Source organism: Streptomyces sp. NBC_00576 (genome assembly GCF_036345175.1).
In the GTDB taxonomy this organism is placed as follows: domain Bacteria; phylum Actinomycetota; class Actinomycetes; order Streptomycetales; family Streptomycetaceae; genus Streptomyces.
Genome location: NZ_CP107780.1, coordinates 9,033,556 through 9,054,777, shown reverse-complemented (window position 1 = coordinate 9,054,777; position 21,222 = coordinate 9,033,556). Strand labels below are relative to the sequence as shown.

Annotated in this window: 14 protein-coding genes; 9 read left to right on the top strand and 5 right to left on the bottom strand. The window is 68.8% G+C overall.

The annotated features are described in order from the left end of the window. Positions 1–147 precede the first annotated feature (147 nt). The 3 genes from OG734_RS39460 to OG734_RS39450 all read left to right on the top strand — a co-directional run bounded on the left by OG734_RS39460 (position 148) and on the right by OG734_RS39450 (position 4,193). Entirely contained in the window at positions 148–1,596 is a 1,449-nt protein-coding gene (locus OG734_RS39460; RefSeq protein ID WP_330292207.1) for a glycosyltransferase family 2 protein, read from the top strand. A gap of 102 nt (positions 1,597–1,698) precedes the next feature. Then, positions 1,699–2,751, top strand: a complete 1,053-nt coding sequence (locus tag OG734_RS39455; protein ID WP_330292206.1) for a glycoside hydrolase family 113 — start codon at positions 1,699–1,701, stop codon at positions 2,749–2,751. Continuing rightward, positions 2,748–4,193 (top strand): acyltransferase family protein, encoded by a 1,446-nt coding sequence (locus OG734_RS39450; protein WP_330292205.1) that lies wholly within the window; start codon positions 2,748–2,750, stop codon positions 4,191–4,193. Before OG734_RS39455 ends, OG734_RS39450 begins: the two co-directional genes overlap by 4 nt. Before the next feature lie 16 nt (positions 4,194–4,209). On the opposite strand, the gene OG734_RS39445 is transcribed toward OG734_RS39450, so the two are convergent. Further along, positions 4,210–5,685 (bottom strand): site-2 protease family protein, encoded by a 1,476-nt coding sequence (locus tag OG734_RS39445; protein ID WP_330292204.1) that lies wholly within the window; start codon positions 5,683–5,685, stop codon positions 4,210–4,212. A 179-nt stretch (positions 5,686–5,864) separates the two neighbouring features. Between OG734_RS39445 and OG734_RS39440 the strand changes: the two genes are divergently transcribed. Together OG734_RS39440 and OG734_RS39435 are read left to right on the top strand one after the other, a co-directional pair. Continuing rightward, the gene (locus tag OG734_RS39440) at positions 5,865–6,743 is read left to right on the top strand and encodes a RecB family exonuclease (RefSeq protein WP_330292203.1); all 879 of its coding nucleotides are present in this window, start codon (positions 5,865–5,867) and stop codon (positions 6,741–6,743) included. 127 nt (positions 6,744–6,870) lie between these two features. Next, positions 6,871–7,542, top strand: a complete 672-nt coding sequence (locus OG734_RS39435) for a response regulator transcription factor (RefSeq protein WP_330292202.1) — start codon at positions 6,871–6,873, stop codon at positions 7,540–7,542. Between the two features lie 91 nt (positions 7,543–7,633). On the opposite strand, the gene OG734_RS39430 is transcribed toward OG734_RS39435, so the two are convergent. From OG734_RS39430 to metH, 4 genes are all read right to left on the bottom strand, one after another. Continuing rightward, complete coding sequence (locus tag OG734_RS39430; protein ID WP_330292201.1) at positions 7,634–9,214, bottom strand: ABC transporter substrate-binding protein; 1,581 nt, start codon at positions 9,212–9,214, stop codon at positions 7,634–7,636. An 85-nt stretch (positions 9,215–9,299) separates the two neighbouring features. Next, positions 9,300–10,904, bottom strand: coding sequence for an ABC transporter substrate-binding protein (locus OG734_RS39425; protein ID WP_330292200.1), 1,605 nt, complete (start codon positions 10,902–10,904; stop codon positions 9,300–9,302). Positions 10,905–11,363: 459 nt separating this feature from the next. Continuing rightward, a complete protein-coding gene (locus OG734_RS39420) occupies positions 11,364–12,065 on the bottom strand; it encodes an HAD family hydrolase (RefSeq protein ID WP_330292199.1) in 702 nt (233 codons plus the stop codon). A gap of 135 nt (positions 12,066–12,200) precedes the next feature. Then, entirely contained in the window at positions 12,201–15,716 is a 3,516-nt protein-coding gene (gene metH / locus OG734_RS39415; protein ID WP_330292198.1) for a methionine synthase, read from the bottom strand. Between the two features lie 307 nt (positions 15,717–16,023). On the opposite strand from metH, the gene OG734_RS39410 reads away from it, so the two are divergent. The 4 genes from OG734_RS39410 (at position 16,024) to OG734_RS39395 (ending at position 21,153) form a co-directional block, all read left to right on the top strand. Next, a complete protein-coding gene (locus tag OG734_RS39410; RefSeq protein ID WP_330292197.1) occupies positions 16,024–16,788 on the top strand; it encodes an IclR family transcriptional regulator in 765 nt (254 codons plus the stop codon). Positions 16,789–17,093: 305 nt separating this feature from the next. Beyond that, positions 17,094–17,879, top strand: a complete 786-nt coding sequence (locus OG734_RS39405; RefSeq protein WP_330292196.1) for an MIP/aquaporin family protein — start codon at positions 17,094–17,096, stop codon at positions 17,877–17,879. A gap of 81 nt (positions 17,880–17,960) precedes the next feature. Continuing rightward, complete coding sequence (gene glpK, locus OG734_RS39400; protein WP_330292195.1) at positions 17,961–19,529, top strand: glycerol kinase GlpK; 1,569 nt, start codon at positions 17,961–17,963, stop codon at positions 19,527–19,529. Between the two features lie 7 nt (positions 19,530–19,536). Then, the gene (locus tag OG734_RS39395) at positions 19,537–21,153 is read left to right on the top strand and encodes a glycerol-3-phosphate dehydrogenase/oxidase (protein WP_330292194.1); all 1,617 of its coding nucleotides are present in this window, start codon (positions 19,537–19,539) and stop codon (positions 21,151–21,153) included. Positions 21,154–21,222 lie beyond the last annotated feature (69 nt).

Below are 21,222 nucleotides of genomic sequence, written 5' to 3'. Positions count from 1 at the left end.
GCTGCGGGGCCGGTTTCGGGCGTGCCGCCCTGTGACGGGAATCATCTTCACAAAATCTACAATCGGCATGCATGGTTCCGCTTAGTGCTTCAAGGGCTTTCCGGCCCTTGGTGATGAGTCGGTCTTTATGTATACAAGTGGGTGATCATGACCACCTCCGCAGACGGCGTCGATGTCTTCCCGTCCCGTCGCACTGCGCGGATGGTGAAGCGTCAGGCGGTCTGGAAGCCGGGCTTCCTGCCGTTCCTGGTCACCGCGGGCCTCGCCTACGCCTTCTCCTCCACGCTGTACTCCCCCAGGGTGACGCTGATGGGTTGGGTGGTCACCGTCCTGTGGACGCTGCCCGTCGTCAGTTCGCTCGTCGGGGTCACCGGCGCTGTGCTGACGCGCCGTCGTATCGTGCGACAGCGGGGCTGGATCGAGGCCGCCCCGGCGCTGCACGACCGGCTCGTCGTGCTCGTTCCGACCATCGGCCGCGACGACACCTACCCGGCGTTGGAGCGGTCGGTGCTGTCGTACTGCGCGTTCCTGCCGCGCTGGTTCCCCGCCCTGCGTATCGACGTGTTGACGGAGGAGGGCTGCGAGGCCGCCGGCCGCATCGACGCGTTGGCTGCCCGCAGCCCTCTGATTCGTGTGGTCGCCGTGCCGAAGGCCTACCGCACTCCCAACGGCACCCGGTTCAAGGCCCGCGCCAACCATTACGCCCATGAGTTGCGCATCGCCGAGGGTGAGGCCCTTGACGACGTGTGGGTGTTGCACATGGACGACGACACCGGCGTCGGTCCCGACACGGCCGAACAGGTGGCGCGCTTCATCAACGCCCAGCGCCGGGCCGGTCCCGAGGGCAAGCACCTGGCGCAGGGCATGCTGACGTATCCGCGCGAGAACGCGGTCAATCGTCTGACCTGGCTGGCCGACGCGATCCGTCCTGCCGACGACATCGCCCGTTTCGCGGTTCTCACCGGTGGGGGTACTCCGCTGGCCGGACTGCATGGCGAGCTGCTGTTGCTGCGTGCGTCCATCGAGGCGACGATCGGCTGGGACTTCGGCCCGGACTCCATCTGTGAGGACGCTCATCTGGCTCTGGTCTTCGCGAGCCGCTACAAGGGCCGCAGCGACTGGTTCTCGGGCCGCAGTTACGGCGCGTCCCCGGCGACCATGCGGGACTTCCTCAAGCAGCGGGAGCGCTGGTCCTGGGGTCTGGTGGGGCTGGCCTTCAACCGCAGTCTGCCGCGGCGCTCCAGGGCGCTGCTCATGTACAGCGTGACGACCTGGGTCATGGGTCCCTTCCAGCACGTGGGCGTCGTCCTGGCGGTGGGCGCGCTGCTCGGCGACCTCAACACGTCGCCGGTCACGCCGTGGATCCTGCCCCTGTGGGCGGTGACCATGGGCTACGCGGTCTGGATGTACTGGGAGGGCCTCAAGATCAACGCTTCGGTGTCGGCCAACGGTCGTCGTCTGTGGTGGGAGCCGGTCGCGGTGGTCGCCCTGATGCCGTTCTTCGCGCTGTGGGAGGCGGTCGGTTCCTTCCGGGGGCTGCTGCGGTGTCTGCGCGGGGCGGAGAACCAGTTCGTCGTGATAGCGAAGCCGGCCTGAGGGATGCGTACACGTATTCGGAGTCTTTGTCTCCTTGTTCTCCTGGCTCTCCCGGCTCTCCTGCTGACGTCCGGTTGTGTCGCTCCGGGAGCCGTGGCCCCGGTGCCGACCACAGCGTCGCCGTCCTCGTCCTCGTCCGGATCCGCCTCGGCGAGCGAGCAGCCTGCCCCGGCTCGGGTCGGCCGGCCCTGGCGGCGCGGGGATCCCCAACTCGGCGCGCAGGTGCTCTGGTACAGCTACCCGGGGGAAACGGACGCGTCCGTGCGCGCCAACGCGCTCCGCCTGGTGAACTACATGGTCGGCAAGCACATGAACGCGATCTCGGTGACCTTTCCCTTCGTGACCGCCGGTCCTGCGGCGAGCCGGGTCGGCGCCTCGGCCAGGACTCCCTCCGTACGGCATCTGGGGATGCTCATGGACACCGCCGTGGCGGCCGGGCTGCGCGTCACTCTGCGTCCGCTTCTCGATGAGCGGAGCCTGGTGGCCCGGGATCCCCTGGCCTGGCGTGGCTCGCTCGTCCCTGTCGACCGAGCGGTCTGGTTCCGGTCGTACGAGGCTTTCCTCTCGCCCTATCTCGCCGTCGCGGCCTCCCATCACGCGAGCACCTTTGTCCTCGGGGCGGAGTTGACGTCGCTGGAGGACGATCCGCGCTGGCGTTCGGTGGTCGCGACTGCGCGCAAGTCGTTCTCCGGTGAACTGTCCTACGACGCCAACTGGGACGACTACGTGTCCCGGCACGTCCCTGTCCCCGTCGATCATCTGGGCATCGACGCGTACTTCCCGCTCCCCCGGCTCGGGGACGACGCCTCCGTCGCGGAGATCGCCGAGGGCTGGCAGCGCTGGCTGGACCGCAAGAGCACCGGGAAGCTGCCCCGGATCGTCCTGAGCGAGGTCGGCATCATCGCCGAGGACGGTGCGTATCGTCACCCGGCTGTCTGGACGGGCGGGGGGAAACTCAACGCCACGGTGCAGCAACGCTGGTTCGAGGCGGCCTGCCGGGTCGCCCGGGACCAGGACATGGCCGGCCTGTACTGGTGGAACCTCGACTTTCACACCGCCCCGGCGGGCGGTACCCCCGCCGGGTCCCGCACCTCCTTCCTCGGCCGTCCCGCCGAGGCCGTCATCACCTCCTGCTTCCGGACCTGGCCGAGATGAACGAAGAGCGCAACGGGCGTCTGCCGTCCGGCCCTGCCGAGTCGTACGGGTACGCGGACGGTCCCCGTCCCCGTCCGACGCCGGAGCGGGCGCATCCGCACACCGAACCGGCTCCGAGGGTCGCCACCGGTCTCCGCCTGGCCGCCGGGTGGCCGCGGGGCGCCGAAGCGGGACGGATCGCGGATCCGTTGCCGGTCACGTGGCCGGCAACGGGCGTGGAGGTAGGACCGGCCGCGCTCCCAGGGCCGGTCGGCGGTGCTCCCTTCAAAGACGGCGACCGACCTCCGACGCTGCCCGTCAGGCCCGCGCCCGTGGTGGAGCCGGGCCCGGTGGTGGCGCCGGGTTGGCAGCGGGAGGCGAGTGGGCGGCGGTTCTCCGCCGTGGACGGTCTGCGGGGAGCGGCTGTGCTGGCCGTTCTGTTGTACGACACCGGTGTGGGCGGGCCGTATGTGTCCTGGGCCGGTGCGGGTGTCGGCGTTGATGTGCTGCTGGTGCTGACGGGATTTCTCACCACCCTGCCCCTGCTCCGCAGGGCGACGGCAACCGGCAGGACCGGCGTCGTCGGCTTCCTGGCCCGCAGGGCGAAGCGGCTGGTTCCCGCCCTGCTCGTGTCGGTCGCCGTGACCCTCACGGGCTGTTGGACGCTCGGCTCTTCGCGCATCGTCCGCGACCTGGCCGAGCGGGTGTGGGCGGTTGTCCTCGGCCGAGGGGGCTGGGCCGAGTGGGTGCACGGCCGACCGCTGGGTGTCGTCCCCACGGTGGACTCGCCGCTTTCTCCGCTGTGGTTGTGGGACGTGAGCGCACGTTCCGTACTGGCGTGGTCGCTTCTGCTGGCGGGCCTCTGCCTGGTGGCGCGGCGTCGACTCGCCGCGGTGGCGTTGATCGCCGCCCTGTTCGCCGGGGCGGTGACCGTCGCCGCGGCCTGCGGGGTGCTGCCCGGTGTCGGCGTCGTCACCGGCATGCAGACACTTGCCCTGCCGGCGGGTGCTGCTGCGGCTTGTCTCGTTCACCTGGCCGAACGCGGGGGCCGTGCGGTGTCCCGCCCGGTTGGCGTACTGCTGGTGGTGACCGGGTTCGCCGCGGCTGCGGTCCTTGCGGTGGCGGCTGTCCTTCTCGGCGGTGGGCACAGCGACAACCGGTACGTGGTCGCGGTGGTGCTGGGCGCCGCTGTGCTGACGGCGGTGCTCTGCAGCGGCCGGGGCCCTCTGGTACGGCTGCTGTCGGGCGAGGTGCTCACGGAGGTCGGCCGGATGTCGTACAGCCTGTTTCTGCTGCACCTGCCTGTGTACTGGCTGCTGCGGCGGGGCCAGCACGGCCTCGGCGCTCTCGGCCTGTTCCTGGTCGGGGGCGCGGTGACCTGGTTCGTGTCGCTGCTCGTCCACTATCTGCTCGTCGAGCGCCTGGCCGCCGGTTCCTGGCGCCGCGGGCGGGCGTCCCACTGACCCTCGTGGGACAGCCCTAGTTCGGGCGGGCCATGGCCTTCACGAAGGCGCGTTCCACGTCGGCCGCGGAGAGGACGCCGTAGATCTCGCCGGACTCCTCCACGACCAGGTATTCGCTAGCCGGGGTCGCACGCAGGGCGTCGAGGAGTTCCTCGCCGGAGAGTTCCGCCGAGACGCGCATGCCGTCGGTGAGGTCCTGGGCGAGGCCGCTGACGGCGACCCAGGGGCGGCGGTGTTCGGGTACGCCGACGATGGCGGCCTCGCGGACGAGGGAGAGGGGTTCTCCGTCGGGGTCGACGACGACGAGGGCGCGGGCTCCGGCGTCGTTGGCGCGGCGCAGGGCCTCGGAGAGGGGGGTGTTGGTCTCGACGGGGACCGCGCGGCGGGTGAGGTTGCGGGCGCGGAGCTCGGGGAGGTGTTCGCGCAGGCGGGCCATGCGGAGGCTGTTGCCGGCGCCGGTCCAGATGATCGCGGCGAGGATGGCGGCGAGCAGGGCGTCGGTGACGGTGTCCATACCGACGCTGTCCTCGGCGGAGGAGCCGAGGGCGCCGGACTGGGTGAGCAGCGGCAGCCCGATGAGGACGGAGACGGCGAGCGCGCGGCCGACCCAGGCGGCGGCGATCGTACCGGTCATGGGCCTGCCGGTGATCTTCCAGACGATGGCGCGGAGCATGCGGCCGCCGTCGAGGGGCAGGCCGGGCAGGAGGTTGAAGGCGGCCACGATGAGGTTGGAGATCATCAGGCCGGCCAGCAGGACTCCGGGGACGGTGCCGGGTTCGACGGTCTGGAGGGCGAGGTAGAAGACGCCCGCGAGGATCAGGGAGAGGAGCGGGCCGACGAAGGCCAGGACGAATTCGCGGCCGGGGGTCTCGGACTCCTTCTCGATCTCGGAGACGCCGCCGAAGAACTGGAGCTGGATGCGGCGTACCGGGAGTTTGAAGCGGAGCGCGGCGACGGTGTGGGCGAGTTCGTGGACGAGGACGGAGGCGTAGAAGGCGACCGCGAAGAAGAGCGAGACGAGGTAGCGCATGGCGCCGAGTTCGGGCAGTACGCGGTCGAGCTGGCCACCGAAGACCCAGGTGATCAGGGCGGCGACGAGGAACCAGCTGGGGGCGACGTAGACGGGTACGCCGAAGGGGCGTCCCATGAGGAGCCCGCCGCCGGGGTCCTTGGGTTTCCGGGGGGCCCGGGATTTGGCGAGGCGGGGGGTGGCGCCGGTGCTGCCGGGGGTGTCGGCGGGCGCGTCCGGTTGGGTGGGCTCGGCCGGTTTCGCGGGTTCCGGGGCGGCCGGTTTGTCGGCTTCCGGGTGCTTGTCGTCCTGCTCGTCGCGCGTGGCCCGCGCCGCCGGATTCTCGGTCTGGGCGAGCTTGGTGTCCGCCGTCGTGGGTTCGGGGTGTGCGGGGTCGGTGGTCTGGGCCGTACTGCCGCTGTGGCGGTCGGTCGACTGGTCGTTGCCGGAGCGCGGCTGTCCGCTCCCGCCGCTCTCGTCCACGGTGTCCCCTTGTCGGATGCGTCTCCCTTTTCCGCTCCGGGGCGGAAGGGTCTCGGGTCGATGGTATGCGGCCGTCGCAACGTGTTCCGCCCCGGCACCCCCTGTGTTCGCCGGGCTGTTGTGGTCGGGCCGCGGTTGTGGCTGGGTCACTGTCAGTGGCGGGCCGTATGGTCGTCGTCATGGAAATGAGCACCGAGGGCGCCGCCGAGTCCGTCTCTCCGGTCGTGCTGCCCTCCGCGCCGGCGTCGCTGTCGCCCTCGCGGGCCAGTGACTTCATGCAGTGTCCGTTGCTGTACCGGTTCCGGGTGATCGACCGGTTGCCGGAGAAACCGAGTGAGGCGGCGACGAGAGGCACATTGGTGCACGCGGTTCTCGAGCGACTGTTCGACGCGCCGGCGGCGGAGCGGACGCCACCGCGGGCGAAGTCGTTGATCCCGGGTCAGTGGGATCGGCTGCGGGAGTCGCGGCCAGAGGTGGTGGAGCTGTTCGCGGACGATCCGGAGGGGGAGCGTCTGGCGCGGTGGCTGGGTGAGGCGGAGCAGCTGGTGGAGCGCTGGTTCGGGCTGGAGGATCCGACGCGGCTGGAGCCGGCCGAGCGCGAGCTGTTCGTCGAGGCGGAGCTGGACTCGGGGCTGAAGCTGCGCGGGATCATCGACCGGGTCGATGTGGCGCCCACGGGCGAGGTGCGGATCGTCGACTACAAGACGGGGAAGGCGCCGCGTCCGGAGTATGCCGAGGGCGCGCTGTTCCAGATGAAGTTCTACGCGCTGGTCGTGTGGCGGTTGAAGAACGTGGTGCCGCGGCGGCTTCAGCTGGTGTATCTCGGCAGTGGGGATGTGCTGACGTACGACCCGGTTCTGGCCGATCTGGAGCGGGTGGAGCGGAAGCTGCTGGCGTTGTGGGAGGCGATCCGGGAGGCGACGGAGACGGGGGTGTGGCGGCCCCGGCCGACGAAACTGTGCGGTTGGTGCGATCACCAGGCGGTGTGTCCGGAGTTCGGGGGCACTCCCCCGCCTTATCCGTTGCCTGTGCGGGTGGCTCCGCCGGTTGGGGAGTGATGGATCTGCGGGCCGGTGGGGGCTGGTCGCGCCCCGGGGCGTAGCCGCAGATCGACACAGCCCCGCGCCCCCTGCGGAGGGCTACGCCCCCGCAGGGCAGAATGGGCGGACTAGCGAAGGAGTTTACGTGGCCATCCGCGTCCTGCTTGTTGACGACCAGCCCCTGTTGCGTACCGGGTTCCGGATGATTCTGGAGGCCGAGCAGGATCTTGCGGTCGTCGGCGAGGCCGGAGACGGTCTTCAGGCGATCGACCAGGTGCGGGCCCTGCAGCCCGATGTGGTTCTGATGGACATCCGTATGCCGCGGATGGACGGGGTGGAGGCAACCCGGCAGATCACCGGGCCCGGGCGGGACGGGCCGGCGAAGGTGCTGGTGCTGACGACCTTCGATCTCGACGAGTACGTGGTGGAGGCACTGCGGGCAGGTGCCAGTGGCTTCCTGCTGAAGGATGCGCCGGCGAACGAGCTGGTGCAGGCGATCCGCGTCGTGGCGGCGGGTGAGGCGATGCTCGCGCCGAGCATCACGCGCCGGCTTCTCGACAAGTACGCGGGGCATCTGCCGTCGGGTGACGAGCCGGTGCCGGACACGCTGCACACGCTGACCGAGCGTGAGGTCGAGGTGCTGAAGCTGGTGTCGCGGGGGTTGTCCAACGCGGAGATCGCCGCTGATCTGTTCGTCAGCGAGACGACGGTCAAGACGCATGTCGGACACGTCCTGACCAAGCTGGGACTGCGTGACCGGGTCCAGGCCGCGGTGTACGCGTACGAGAGCGGGCTGGTGCGTCCCGGCGCACAGTAACCGGACGTGCGTACGGCGGACTTGTGTGTACGACGGCGAGGGCGCCCCTTCCGGGAACGGAAAGGGCGCCCTCGTTCGTGTGCGGCCGGGCTCAGCCCTTGCTGATCTCCCAGAAGCGGAAGACGGTCGAGGCGTCGAGGCAGTTCTCCAGGCCGTAGACGTTCTCGCGGGCGACGGCGTACTGCTTGGCCTGCCAGACGGGGAGGAGGGGGACCTCCTTGGCGACGATGTCCTGGAGCTCGGCGAAGTCCGCGTCGGTCGCGGCGCGGTCGCTCTGGGCGGCCGTGCCGGGGATGAGGGTGTCGGTGATGGTGTCGTTGGTGTAGTTGTTGCCGAGGACGTTGCCCTGGCCGAAGAAGGGGGCGGTGAAGTTGTCGGCGTCGGGGTAGTCCGGCACCCAGCCCTTCACGTACACGCCGTACTTGCCGGCTTCGATGTCCTTCTCGTACTGCGCGAACGGCACGGACTGGACGGTCGCCTCGAACAGCCCGCTGGCGTTGAGCTGCTTGGCGATGGCCTTGAACTCGTCGTCGGTGGCGGGGCCGTAGCGGGACGGGGTCGACCAGAGAGTCAGCTTGACCTTGCCGGTTATACCCTCCGCCCGGAGGGCCGCCTGGGCCCTGGCCTTGGAGGGGCGGGCACCGTAGGTGTCGAAGAAGGCGGTATTGTGACCGCCTATGCCGGCCGGGATGATCGAGTACAGGGGGCTCGCGGTGTCCTCGTAGACATCGTCGACGAGGGCCTCGCGGTCGAGGAGGTAGGCGATGGCCCTGCGCACGCCGATTTTTCCGGCGACCGGGTCGTTCATGTTGAAGACGAGGTGCTGGACCTCGGCGCTGGTGCCCTCGACGATGTCGATGCCCTCGTCGCCGTTGTCGTTCTCGATGTCGGCTATGTCGCCGGCCTTGAGGCCTCGGTAGGCGATGTCGACGTCCTTGTCGAGGACGGCCTTCTTCAGCTTGGTCTGGTCGCCGTGGAAGAACTTGAGGGTGACGCCGGAGTTCTGGACTTCGGCGGTGCCCTTGTAGTTCGGGTTGACGGAGAAGACCGCGCTGTCCTCGTCGAACGAGTCGAGCTTGTACGGGCCGGAACCGACGGCTCCGCCGTCCTTGCGCAGGCCGTCCTCTTCGTACTGGCTGTGGTCGACGATCGAGCCGGCACCTGAGGCGAGCTTGCTGGGGAAGGTGGCGTCGGGCACCTTGAGGTTGAAGACGACGGTCTTCTCGTCCGGGGTGTCCACCGAGCCGAGCATCGGGAACATGATCGCGGGACCTGCGGCGTCGTTGATCTTCAGCATGCGGTCGAAGGAGAACTTGACGTCCTCCGAGGTGAGCGAGTCACCGTTGCTGAACTTCAGACCGTCGCGCAGGGTGCACTTGTACACCTTGGTCTGCGCGTCGCTGAAGGCGCACTCCTTGGCCGCCTCGGGCTGCGGTTCGGTGCCCCCCTTGGGGAAGCTCAGCAACGACTGGAACACGTTGTTGAACAACAGCCAGGAGCCCGGGTCGTAACCGGAGGCGGGGTCGGTGGCCAGGACGTCGTCGGACATCCCCATCACCACGGTGGAGCCGTCGGCCCCCGAGCCGCCGTTCTCCGAGCCGCATCCGGTCAACAGGCCGGAGGCCAGCCCCGCCACGATGGGCAGGACCGGCCACTGGTTGCGCAGGTTCACGTCGAAGTGCCTTGTCGTCGGGTCTTGGGTACCCGGGACCGTCCCAGCCCCGGGTCGGGACATGTGCGTCGGACGGGTGTGCTGGTCAGTTGCTCACACCGCGGCCGAGCTCCCAGAGCTGGAGCGTCGAGGAGGAGTTGAGGGCCCACTCCGCGCCGGTGATGCCGTCGCGTGCGGCGATGTACTGGTTGCCCTGCCACAGCGGCAGTACGGGTACGTCGTCGGCCACGATGTCCTGGATGTCCGTGAGGCTCTTGGAGGCGGTGAGGCGGTCGGCCTCGCGGCGGGACTGCGGAATCAGGATGCCGCGGATCTTGGCGTTGGCGTACGGGCTGCTGAGGAAGTTGTCCTTGTCGAGGAACGGGGCGAGGTAGTTGTCGGCGTCGGGGAAGTCCGGGAACCAGCCCATGCCGTACACGTCGTACTCGCCCTCTTTCTCGGCCGTACGGTAGGTGTCCCAGGGGGTGCCCTTGATGGTGACGTTGAACAACCCGCTGGCGTTGAGCTGCTTCTGCAGTTCCTCGAACTCCGGCTTGGTGGCCGGGCCGTAGTGGTCGGTCGTGTAGTGCAGGGTCAGTTTCACCGGGGTGGTGATTCCGGCGTTCTCCATCAGGGTTTTGGCCTTGATGGCGCTCGGCTCGCCGTACTTGTTGAAGAAGGAGTTCGAGTGGCCGGTGATGGTGGCCGGGACCAGCGAGTAGAGCGGCTGGGCCTCGTCGCCGTACACCTTCGCGACGAGTTCGGGGCGGTTGATGATCTGGGCCATGGCCTGGCGGACGGCTTTGGTCTTCACCGTCGGGGCGTTGGTGTTGAAGCCGAGGTAACGGATTTCGAGGCCGGGCATCTCGACGAGGTCGATGTCGCCGGTCGAGTCGGCGTCGAGCTTCCGGATCTGCTCGGGGGACATCGTGCGGGTCATCAGGTCGATGTCGCCCTTGGAGAGGGCCGTGCCCATGTCGGCGGCGTCCGCGAAGGAACGCATCTCGACCTTGTCGTTCTTCGGTGTCAACTGCCCCTTGTAACGGCTGTTCTTGGTGAAGACGGCCTTGACGAGTTCATTGTCCTTGACCTCGGCCTGGAGCGTGTACGGCCCGGAGCCGTCGACGTCGAAGCCGTCGCGCAGCTTGTCCTTGTCGTAGTCGTCCGGGTTGACGATGCCCGCGACCGGGGTGGACAGCTTGAACGGGAAGGTGGCGTCGGCGGACTTGAGGTGGAAGATGACCTCGCGGTCGCCCTGGGTCTCGACGGTGTCGATCGAGGACAGCAGGGCGAACACACCGCTGTCGGCCTGGATCCGCAGGGCCCGGTCGATGGAGAACTTCACATCGGACGCCTTGACGGCGTCGCCGTTGGAGAACTCGAGGCCCTTGCGCAGAGTGCAGACGTAGCGCTCGTTGCCGCTGTCCGTGAACCCGCACTTCTCGGCGGCCTCGGGCACCGGTTCGCCGTCGCCGCGCGGCTGGACCATGAGGGTCTGCACGGTCTGGCGCAGGATGTTCCAGGTGCCGACGTCGTAGGCGTAGGCCGGGTCGATCGGCGCCGGGGCCTCCTTCGAGGCGGTGAACCGGTCCGTGGTGCCGACGACGATCGCGCCGCTGCTGCTGCCCCCGCCGTCGGCCGCGCCACAGGCGGCGAGCACCGGAGCGAGCAGGCCGACCACCGTCGGCAGCACCAAAGTCTTACGGTTCATGCTCGGGTTTCTCCAGGCTGTCGATCCCAGGGGACCCGGCGGGCGTGGGGTGGTGCGCGCGGGTGAGGGATTGTGGTGATGTTCTCCCAACGAGATTAGTCCGGACCGCGGAGAGGCCCGCATGCAGCCGGAGTTGAGGGCTCATCACGCTGCGAAACCGGGTGTGGACGCACCGAAAAACCGACAGCGGAAGGATTCCCCGCAGGCTCTCCCCAATCGGGACACAAAGGCGCGCCAAGAGCCCCCGAACGGGGTGCGTGTACACGGCACCTGTCCGCTGTCGAGCCCCTGCCACGTGGCGAACCTCACACATTGGGGGCGCATGGGCGCTTACGTGAATTCGGTCGCCGGTCGAGAGCGACAGAGGGCCGTAATTCTCATTTGATGGCCTGCCTGTTCATCCGCGCGTTATCCCGCATTCGATCGGGCACACTCGGTAAACGGGCCAGGGCATTTCCGTCATCGGTCGTTCGTCATCAGCCCGCACAGAAAGGGCAGGTCGACTTCTTCCAGCGAGGTCACGATGGTGCGGCGCGCACCGGGGGCGATGGGCGCGACCGACGGTACGGCCACGACGTGGCAGCCGGCGGCCTCGGCTGCCGCGACCCCGGTCGCCGTGTCCTCGACGACGGCGCATCTCGCCGGGTCGACGCCGAGTCCGTCGGCGGCGATCAGATAGGGGTCGGGGTACGGCTTCGTACGCTCCACCTCGTCCCCGGCGATGCTCAGGGCGAAGTGCTGCGGGCCCAGGGAGGCCAGGACGCGGTCGATGATCCGGCGGTGCGAGGCGGAGACGAGGGCCGTCGGGATCTCGTGCGCGGAGAGTTCGGCGAGGAGGCGGGCGGCGCCCGGCATCAGGGGCAGGGCGCGGCCGATCCGGTCCTCGAACCCGTCGTTGAGCAGTACCGACAGTTCGGCGAACGTGATGTCGGCGCCGGTGGCCTCGATGAGGAACCCGGCGCTGCGGGTCATCGGGCCGCCGACCACGACGTGCCGCCAGGAGTCGTCGAGGATGTGGCCGAGGCCGGCGAAAATCTCGACCTCGACGTCCCACCAGAAGCCCTCGGTGTCCACCAGGGTGCCGTCCATGTCGAGGAGTACGGCCTGCAGTGCTGAGCCTTCGGCCGTACGGGTTCCGAGCGCGGGGACCGTGCTGGTCATCCTGGCGCACCTCCTTGAGGGACGATCAGGCCGGTTGCCCCTGAATGCACAGAGGGCAACCGGCCTGCGGTGGACCGTCAAGTGTACGTCTTGTCCGATCAGCGCGCGCTTCGATATTCAGCGGGCGTTGAAGACTCAGCGTGCGTTGAAGTACTTCGCCTCGGGGTGGTGGATGACGATGGCGTCGGTGGACTGCTCGGGGTGGAGCTGGAACTCCTCGGAGAGGTGGACGCCGATGCGCTCGGGCTGGAGGAGGTCGGCGATCTTGGCGCGGTCCTCCAGGTCGGGGCAGGCGCCGTAGCCGAGGGAGAAGCGGGCGCCCCGGTACTTGAGGGCGAACATGTCCTCGACGTCGGCGGGGTCCTCGCCGGCGAAGCCCAGTTCCGAGCGGACTCGTGCGTGCCAGTACTCGGCGAGTGCCTCGGCCAACTGGACGGACAGGCCGTGCAGTTCGAGGTAGTCGCGGTAGGAGTTCGCCTCGAAGAGCTTGGCGGTCTCCTCGCCGATCCGGTTGCCGACGGTGACGACCTGGAGGCCGACGACGTCCGTCTGGCCGGACTCCTCCGGGCGGAAGAAGTCGGCCAGGCAGAGTCGGCGGCCACGGCGCTGGCGGGGGAACGTGAAGCGCGTACGTTCGTTGCCCTGGTCGTCGAGGATGATCAGGTCGTCGTCCTTGGAGACGCACGGGAAGTAGCCGTAGACGACGGCCGCCTCCAGCAGGGTCTCCGTCTGGAGCTTGTCCAGGAGGCCGCGCAGCCGGGGGCGGCCCTCCGTCTCGGCCAGCTCCTCGTAGGTCGGACCGTCGCCGGTGCGGGCCTGCTTGAGGCCCCACTGCCCCTTGAAGAGGGCGCCCTCGTCGAGCCAGCTCGCGTACTCCTTGAGCTGGATGCCCTTGATGACGCGGGTGTCCCAGAAGGGCGGGGTGGGGACGGGGTTGTCGGTGGAGACGTCGGAGCGGACGTGGCCCTCCTCAGGGCGTTCCTCGACCTCTACGGCGGCACTGGCACGGACGCGGCGCTGCTTGAGCTCGGGGAGCTTGGCGCCGGGGACGCCGCGCTTGACGCCGATCAGGGCGTCCATCAGGCGCAGGCCCTCGAAGGCGTCGCGGGCGTAGCGGACCTCGCCCTCGTAGATCTCGTGGAGGTCCTGCTCGACGTAGGCCCTGGTCAGGGCCGCGCCGCCGAGGATCACCGGGTAGTCGGCGGCCAGCTTGCGCTGGTTGAGCTCCTGGAGGTTCTCCTTCATGATCACGGTCGACTTCACGAGGAGACCGGACATGCCGATGACGTCGGCCCTGTGCTCCTGCGCGGCTTCGAGGATCGCGGAGACCGGCTGCTTGATGCCGATGTTGATGACGTTGTAGCCGTTGTTGGTGAGGATGATGTCGACGAGGTTCTTGCCGATGTCGTGGACGTCGCCGCGGACGGTGGCGAGCACGATCGTGCCCTTGCCGTCGTCGTCCGTCTTCTCCATGTGCGGTTCGAGGTAGGCGACGGCCGTCTTCATGACCTCGGCGGACTGCAGGACGAACGGGAGCTGCATCTGGCCGGAGCCGAAGAGCTCGCCGACGACCTTCATGCCCTCCAGGAGGGTGTCGTTGACGATGTCGAGGGCGGGGCGGGTCGTCAGGGCCTCGTCGAGGTCTGTCTCCAGGCCGTTCTTCTCGCCGTCGATGATGCGGCGCTGCAGTCGCTCGTCCAGGGGCAGGGCGAGGAGTTCCTCGGCCCGGCCGTCCTTCATCGACTTGGTGTTGACGCCCTCGAAGAGGGCCATCAGCTTCTGCAGCGGGTCGTAGCCCTCCGCACGGCGGTCGTAGATGAGGTCGAGGGCGGTGGTCACCTGCTCGTCGTCGAAGCGGGCGATCGGCAGGATCTTCGAGGCGTGGACGATCGCCGAGTCCAGACCGGCCTTGACGCACTCGTCGAGGAAGACGGAGTTCAGCAGGACGCGCGCGGCCGGGTTCAGGCCGAAGGAGATGTTGGACAGGCCGAGGGTGGTCTGGACGTCCGGGTGGCGGCGCTTGAGTTCGCGGATCGCCTCGATCGTGGCGATGCCGTCCTTGCGCGACTCCTCCTGGCCGGTGCAGATCGTGAAGGTGAGGGTGTCGATGAGGATGTCCGACTCGTGGATGCCCCAGTTCGTCGTCAGGTCCTCGATCAGGCGCTCGGCGATGGCGACCTTGTGGTCGACGGTACGGGCCTGGCCCTCTTCGTCGATGGTCAGCGCGATCAGTGCGGCGCCGTGCTCCTGGGCCAGTCGGGTGACCTTCGCGAAGCGGGACTCGGGTCCGTCGCCGTCCTCGTAGTTCACCGAGTTGATGACGGCGCGGCCGCCGAGCTTCTCCAGGCCCGCCTGGAGGACGGGAACCTCGGTGGAGTCCAGGACGATCGGCAGGGTGGAGGCGGTGGCGAAGCGGCCGGCGAGCTCCTGCATGTCGGCGACGCCGTCGCGGCCCACGTAGTCCACGCAGAGGTCGAGCATGTGCGCGCCCTCGCGGATCTGGTCGCGGGCCATCTCTACGCAGTCGTCCCAGCGGGCGTCGAGCATGGCCTCGCGGAACTTCTTGGAACCGTTGGCGTTGGTGCGCTCACCGATCGCCATGTACGCGGTGTCCTGGCGGAACGGAACCGTCTGGTAGAGCGAGGCAGCGCCGGCCTCAGGCTGGGGGCTTCGCTCGGTGACGGCCGTGCCGCGGACCCGCTCCACGACCTGGCGCAGGTGCTCGGGGGTCGTCCCGCAGCAGCCGCCGACCAGCGAGAGGCCGTACTCGCGGACGAAGTTCTCCTGGGCGTCGGCGAGCTCCGGGGCGCCCAGCGGGTAGTGCGCGCCGTCCTTGGTCAGGACGGGCAGTCCGGCGTTGGGCATACAGGAGAGCGGGATGCGGGCGTTGCGCGCGAGGTAGCGCAGGTGCTCGCTCATCTCGGCGGGGCCGGTGGCGCAGTTCAGGCCGATCATGTCGATGCCCAGCGGCTCCAGCGCGGTCAGTGCCGCGCCGATCTCCGAGCCGAGCAGCATGGTGCCGGTGGTCTCGACGGTGACGGAGCAGATCAGCGGGACGGTGAAGCCCAGCGCCTCCATGGCTCGGCGGGCGCCGATGATGGAGGACTTGGTCTGCAGAAGGTCCTGGGTGGTCTCGACGAGCAGCGCGTCGGCGCCGCCGGAGAGCAGGCCCTCGGCGTTGATCTGGTAGGCGTCCCGGATCTTCGCGTAGGTGATGTGACCGAGCGTGGGCAGCTTGGTGCCGGGCCCCATGGATCCCAGGACCCAGCGCTGCTCGCCTGAGGAAGCGGTGAACTCGTCGGCGACCTCGCGGGCGATGCGCGCGCCGGCCTCCGAGAGCTCGAAGTTGCGCTCGGCGATGTCGTACTCGGCGAGCGCGGCGAAGTTCGCGCCGAAGGTGTTGGTCTCGACGCAGTCCACGCCCACCGAGAAGTACGCCTCGTGCACGGTGCGCACGATGTCGGGGCGGGTGACGTTGAGGACCTCGTTGCAGCCCTCCAGCTGCTGGAAGTCCTCCATCGTCGGGTCCTGCGCCTGCAGCATGGTGCCCATCGCACCGTCGGCGACCACCACACGGGTGGCGAGTGCGTCCCGGAGGGCGGACACACGAGTCCTGTTGTCGGCGGAAGGGGCGGGCGACGAGGCGGCCATATAAGGGCTCCCTGGAGTGCGACGGCTGTCGGCTTTGCGCCCTCTTGGGCAAGGCGCACTTCGCCAGGGTAGCCCGGTGCGGGGCCGTATGGTCAGGGCGTCCACGGGACGGACGTACGTGGCGCGCGTGTCGTGGCCGAAAGCCACCGGGTGTATGCCCGGCATCCACCCGGATGTACGCGAGATGTAACAGGTGTCGGCCAGCCATTGGCGGGTGGTCGACATGGACCGGTAGTGTTCGACATTGCCGAACGGCGGCAGCGAACGCCGGTTGCTGGCGGTCGAAGAGGACGGAGGCAGGACGGCGATGGCACGGAACATCCAGTCGCTCGAACGGGCGGCGGCGATGCTGCGGCTCCTCGCGGGCGGCGAGCGTCGGCTCGGCCTCTCGGACATCGCCTCGTCCCTCGGCCTGGCCAAGGGCACCGCGCACGGCATCCTGCGCACCCTCCAGCACGAGGGTTTCGTCGAGCAGGAGGCCGCGTCCGGGCGCTATCAGCTGGGCGCCGAACTGCTGCGCCTGGGCACCACCTATCTGGACGTCCACGAGCTACGCGCGCGTGCCCTGGTGTGGACCGACGACCTGGCCCGCTCCAGCGGCGAGAGCGTCCACCTGGGCGTGCTGCACCAGCGGGGCGTGCTGATCGTGCACCACGTCTTCCGCCCCGACGACAGCCGGCAGGTGCTGGAGGTCGGGGCCATGCAGCCCCTGCACTCCACGGCCCTGGGCAAGGTCCTGTCGGCCTACGACCCGGTCGCGCACAGCGAGGTCCTGGAGGCCGAGCGCCAGTCGTTCACCGACCGGACGATCAGCGACCTGGAGGGCTTCGAGGGCGTCCTGGACCTCACCCGCGCGCGCGGGTACGCGGCCGACGTCGAGGAGACCTGGGAGGGCGTCGCGTCCATCGCCGCCCCCATCCACGACCGGCGACGGATGCCGGTCGGCGCGGTCGGCGTCACCGGCGCCGTGGAACGGCTCTGCCGGGAGGGTGAGCTGCGTCCTGAGCTGATCGCGGCCGTGCGGGACTGCGCCCGCGCGGTGTCACGGGACCTGGGTGCGGGGCGGTTCTGAACCTTCGTACAAAATCTGAACTTTCACACGGAACCGGACCGGGACATCTTGGATGTTCCGGTCCTTTCGTGTGCGCGGCGTGTGCGGGCGGACGCGGTTCGCGACCGGCTCAAGATCGATAGCTCACAGCAATCAATAACGATCGTGTTTTCGATAACAGAGCTCTTGACGCGCCTGTAACTCCGGAGCAAGACTCCCGTCCATCGGTCGACATTGTCGAACACCGACCGGCAATGGGCGTTAGAGTGTGACAACGCCAAGGGCCGGCAGCTCTCCCCCTGGAACGAAGGACAAAGGAGTCGCGGGTGTCCAGCTCCGACATCTTCATCGGCGAGACCATCGGTACCGCCATACTCATCCTGCTCGGCGGCGGCGTCTGCGCCGCCGTCACGCTGAAGGCCTCCAAGGCCCGCAACGCCGGCTGGCTCGCCATCACCTTCGGGTGGGGTTTCGCCGTACTCACGGCCGTCTACACCTCGGCGCCGCTCTCCGGCGCCCACCTCAACCCGGCCGTGACTCTCGCGCTCGCGCTCAAGAAGGACGGCATCGACTGGAGTGACGTCCCGATCTACTGGGGCGGGCAGCTGCTCGGTGCCATGATCGGTGCGGCCCTGGTCTGGGTCGCCTACTACGGCCAGTTCCTCGCGCACCTGACCGACAAGGAAATCGTCGGCACTCCGGGCAAGAAGGCCGTCGAGGCGCAGGAGAAGGGGGCCGGACCGGTCCTGGGTATCTTCTCCACCGGCCCCGAGATCCGCGTCGCCTGGCAGAACGTCGCCACAGAGGTCATCGGCACGATCGTGCTGGTGCTCGCCGTCCTCACGCAGGGCCTCAACGACAGCGGCAAGGGCCTGGGTGTCCTGGGTGCCCTGATCACCTCACTCGTCGTCGTCTCCATCGGTCTGTCCCTCGGCGGCCCGACCGGCTACGCGATCAACCCCGCCCGTGACCTCGGTCCGCGCATCGTGCACGCCCTCCTGCCCCTGCCCAACAAGGGCGGCTCCGACTGGTCCTACGCCTGGATCCCGGTGGCCGGTCCGCTGATCGGCGGCGCGATCGCTGCAGGCATCTACAACGTCGCCTTTGCTTAGAGCAGCCAGAACAGCCAAGGCAGCCTTGAGCAACAACGCCGTAAGCCAGCCCCTTACCCCCGGACCTCTCAGGAGCACACAGTGACCGACGCGCAGACCGCCGCCACACATTCCCACGGCGCAGGGCCGTTCATTGCCGCCATCGACCAGGGCACCACCTCCAGCCGCTGCATCGTCTTCGACCGGGACGGCCGGATCGTCTCCGTCGACCAGAAGGAGCACGAGCAGATCTTCCCGAAGCCGGGCTGGGTGGAGCACGACGCCACCGAGATCTGGACGAACGTCGAGGAGGTCGTCGCCGGAGCCATCTCCAAGGCCGGCATCACCCGCGACGACATCAAGGCCATCGGCATCACCAACCAGCGCGAGACGACGCTGCTCTGGGACAAGAACACCGGTCAGCCCGTCCACAACGCCATCGTCTGGCAGGACACCCGTACCGACACGCTCTGCAAGGAGCTGGGCCGCAATGTCGGGCAGGATCGTTTCCGCCGTGAGACCGGCCTGCCGCTCGCCTCGTACTTCGCCGGTCCCAAGGCACGCTGGCTGCTCGACAACGTCGAGGGCCTGCGTGAGCGCGCCGAGGCCGGGGACATCCTCTTCGGCACCATGGACAGCTGGGTCATCTGGAACCTGACGGGCGGTGTCAACGGCGGTCACCACGTCACCGACGTCACCAACGCCTCCCGCACCATGCTGATGAACCTGCACACCCTGGAGTGGGACCCGAAGATCGCCGAGTCGATCGGCGTCCCGCTGTCGATGCTCCCGGAGATCCGCTCCTCCGCCGAGGTGTACGGCGAGGTCACCGGCGGCAAGCTGGGCGACCTGCTCGGCGGCATCCCGGTCGCCTCCGCGCTCGGTGACCAGCAGGCGGCCCTGTTCGGCCAGACCTGTTTCGCCGAGGGCGAGGCCAAGTCGACGTACGGCACCGGCACGTTCATGCTGATGAACACCGGCGACAAGATCATCAACTCCTACAGCGGCCTGCTGACCACGGTCGGCTACCGCATCGGCGACCAGGCCCCGGTCTACGCCCTGGAGGGCTCGATCGCGGTCACCGGTTCGCTGGTGCAGTGGATGCGCGACCAGATGGGCCTGATCTCCACCGCCGCCGAGATCGAGACGCTCGCGTCGTCGGTCGAGGACAACGGCGGCGCCTACTTCGTGCCGGCCTTCTCCGGTCTGTTCGCCCCGTACTGGCGCTCGGACGCCCGCGGTGTGATCGCCGGCCTCACCCGGTACGTCACCAAGGCACACCTCGCGCGCGCCGTGCTGGAGGCCACCGCCTGGCAGACCCGTGAGATCACGGACGCCATGACCAAGGACTCCGGCGTCGAGCTCGCGGCCCTCAAGGTCGACGGCGGCATGACCTCCAACAACCTGCTGATGCAGACCCTCTCGGACTTCCTGGACGCCCCCGTGGTCCGTCCCATGGTCGCCGAGACGACCTGCCTCGGTGCCGCCTACGCCGCCGGTCTCGCCGTCGGCTTCTGGACCAACACCGACGACCTGCGCGCCAACTGGCGCCGGGCCGCCGAGTGGACCCCCAACATGGACGCGGCAAAGCGCGACCGTGAGTACAAGAGCTGGCTCAAGGCCGTCGAGCGGTCCATGGGCTGGCTCGAAGACAGCTCTGTCGAGGAGTAAGAACCACATGACCAGCCAGTCCACCCTGCAGTCCGTGCCTGCCCTCGGTACGCACCCGGCCTTCGGCTCCAACCCGAGCCGCGCCGAGACCCGGGAGCAGCTCTCCAAGGCGACGTACGACCTTCTCGTGATCGGCGGTGGCATCCTCGGCATCTCGACTGCCTGGCATGCCGCGCAGTCCGGTCTGCGGGTGGCTCTGGTCGACGCCGGTGACTTCGCCGGCGCCACCTCCTCCGCTTCCTCCAAGCTTCTCCACGGCGGTCTGCGCTATCTGCAGACCGGCGCGGTGAGGCTGGTGGCGGAGAACCACTTCGAGCGCCGTGCGGTGTCCCGTCAGGTGGCTCCTCACCTGGCCAATCCGCTCACGTTCTACCTCCCCGTGTACAAGGGCGGGCCGCACGGCGCGGCGAAGCTCGGAGCGGGCGTCTTCGCCTACTCCATGCTGTCGGCGTTCGGTGACGGCGTCGGGCACCTGTTGTCGCCGGCCAAGGCCGCGCAGGACGTGCCCGAGCTGCGCACCGAGGACCTCAAGGCCGTGGCCGTGTACGGCGACGGTCAGATGAACGACGCGCGCATGGCGCTGATGACGGTCCGGGCGGCCGTCGAGGCGGGCGCGGTCGTGCTCAACCACTCCGAGGTGTCCGGTCTGCGCTTCACCCGGGGCCGGGTCACCGGTGCCGACCTGCGCGACCGTCTCTCCGGAGACGACTTCGGCGTCAACGCCCGGCTCGTGCTCAACGCCACCGGCCCCTGGGTCGACCACCTGCGCAAGATGGAGAACCCGGACGCGGCGCCGTCCATCCGGCTGTCGAAGGGCGCGCACCTGGTCCTGAAGCGGACGTCTCCGTGGAAGGCCGCGCTGGCCACACCGATCGACAAGTACCGCATCACGTTCGCCCTCCCCTGGGAGGACATGCTGCTGCTCGGCACCACCGACGAGGTGTTCGAGGGCGACCCGGCGGATGTCGCGGTCACCGAGAAGGACACCGCGCAGATCCTCGACGAGGCCGCGTTCTCCGTCCGCGACCAGCAGCTCTCCCGTGACCTCATCACGTACTCCTTCGCTGGTCTGCGGGTCCTGCCGGGTGGCCCCGGTGACACGGCGAAGGCCAAGCGGGAGACGGTCGTGACCGAGGGCAAGGGCGGGATGCTGTCCGTCTCGGGCGGCAAGTGGACGACCTTCCGGCACATCGGCCGTACGGTCATGGAGAAGCTGGAGACGCTTCCCGGGCGTCCGCTGGGCGACGACTTCGAGCCTGTCGCGTCTCTGCCGAAGCACCTGCCGCTTCCCGGTGTCGCCAATCCGCGCGCTGTCGCGCACCGGCTGCTGGTGGACAACCCGGCGCCGGGTCCGCGTATGGCCGCCGACACGGCGAAGCACCTTGCGACGCACTACGGGTCGCTGGCGTTCGACATCGCGCGGCTGGCGAACGAGAACCCTGAGCTGGGTGAGCGGGTGCACGCTGATGCGCCGGAGATCTGGGCGCAGGTTGTGTATGCGCGGGACAGTGAGTGGGCGGAGACGGTGGACGACGTGCTGCGCCGTCGGACTACCTTGACGATTCGGGGCCTTGCCACGGACGACGTCCGGGCGAAGGTTCAGGATCTGCTCGACAAGAAGTAGGCGGTACGGCGTTGAAGGGGCGGCTCCTTGTTGAGGGAGCCGCCCCTTTGCGTTTGTGGTTCGTCTGCG

What these genes read in the sequence shown, in the direction of transcription:
- OG734_RS39460 (WP_330292207.1), top strand. Translation starts at nt 148, where the DNA reads ATGACCACCTCCGCAGACGGCGTCGATGTCTTCCCGTCCCGTCGCACT.
- metH (WP_330292198.1), bottom strand. Translation starts at nt 15,716, where the DNA reads ATGGCCGCCTCGTCGCCCGCCCCTTCCGCCGACAACAGGACTCGTGTG.
- OG734_RS39450 (WP_330292205.1), top strand. Translation starts at nt 2,748, where the DNA reads ATGAACGAAGAGCGCAACGGGCGTCTGCCGTCCGGCCCTGCCGAGTCG.
- OG734_RS39395 (WP_330292194.1), top strand. Translation starts at nt 19,537, where the DNA reads ATGACCAGCCAGTCCACCCTGCAGTCCGTGCCTGCCCTCGGTACGCAC.
- OG734_RS39425 (WP_330292200.1), bottom strand. Translation starts at nt 10,904, where the DNA reads ATGAACCGTAAGACTTTGGTGCTGCCGACGGTGGTCGGCCTGCTCGCT.
- OG734_RS39410 (WP_330292197.1), top strand. Translation starts at nt 16,024, where the DNA reads ATGGCACGGAACATCCAGTCGCTCGAACGGGCGGCGGCGATGCTGCGG.
- OG734_RS39440 (WP_330292203.1), top strand. Translation starts at nt 5,865, where the DNA reads ATGGAAATGAGCACCGAGGGCGCCGCCGAGTCCGTCTCTCCGGTCGTG.
- OG734_RS39420 (WP_330292199.1), bottom strand. Translation starts at nt 12,065, where the DNA reads ATGACCAGCACGGTCCCCGCGCTCGGAACCCGTACGGCCGAAGGCTCA.